The following is a 340-nucleotide window of genomic DNA, read 5'->3' as shown; positions in this document are numbered from 1 at the left end:
AATTCTCTTTGAGATGTTGCTTATATCGCTCAAGCATCTCTTCAGCAATAATCTGATCTTCAAGGGATGGTGTTTCCATACTATCCAAACAATTAAACGGATATTCTGTAGGTTGCACCATCCCTTCAATCACAGCCTCATATTTATCATCATCAACATGAGTTCGATTGTGAGCCCTACGTTTCGCTGTATGAGCTTTCTTTAGATTCAGCATGTGATTATGTGCCAGACGATAGAGCCATGTGGCAAAGGCTGCTCCATTACGACCTGTATAATCATTACCGTTAGCTCGTGCTGCCACCACTTTCAAGCAAATATCTTGAATAAAATCTTCACGTTC

Annotated in this window: 1 protein-coding gene; it reads right to left on the bottom strand. The window is 40.6% G+C overall.

Annotated elements, in window-relative coordinates; all coding sequences use genetic code 11:
* Nucleotides 1–340, bottom strand: a 340-nt coding sequence (locus tag RMT89_RS41805) for a hypothetical protein (protein WP_315888987.1), incomplete at both ends; no start/stop codon positions are given.

Origin of the sequence: Streptomyces sp. P17 (assembly GCF_032436805.1) — a bacterium.
GTDB lineage: Bacteria > Actinomycetota > Actinomycetes > Streptomycetales > Streptomycetaceae > Streptomyces.
Note: the sequence above shows the minus strand (reverse complement) of the source record. Positions and strands in the feature narration are given on the sequence as shown.